Below are 362 nucleotides of genomic sequence, written 5' to 3'. Positions count from 1 at the left end.
AGTCATAGGCGGGTTTAAGAACAATCACCTCATCTCCCGGATTTACAAAAGCTGTGATGGCAAGGAATAGCGCCTGCGTAGCACCATTGGTCACTGTGATCTCTGAGTCTTTATCATATTTTTCCCCGTGCAGCGATTCAATCTTTTTTACGATTTGTTCCCGCAGGGGAGCAATACCCGCCAGGGGAGCATATTGATTATAGCCTTCATTCATCGCTTTTGCCACCAAATCTTTTAGCCGTTGGTCTGTCTCAAAATTGGGATAACCCTGAGAAAGATTTACAGCGTCGTGCTCAAATGCCATTTTTGACATCACAGAAAAGATGCTGGTCTTATGCTTCGGAAGCTTGGAAAAGATATGA

General features: G+C 44.2%; 1 protein-coding gene. It reads right to left on the bottom strand.

The genetic code is table 11. The annotated features are described in order from the left end of the window. A partial coding sequence (locus HC176_RS17715) for an aminotransferase class I/II-fold pyridoxal phosphate-dependent enzyme (RefSeq protein ID WP_167920323.1) occupies nt 1–358 on the bottom strand: 358 nt, incomplete at its 3' end. Nucleotides 359–362 lie beyond the last annotated feature (4 nt).

The organism is Tamlana crocina (genome assembly GCF_012037625.1).
This window is presented reverse-complemented; position numbering and strand designations above follow the sequence as displayed.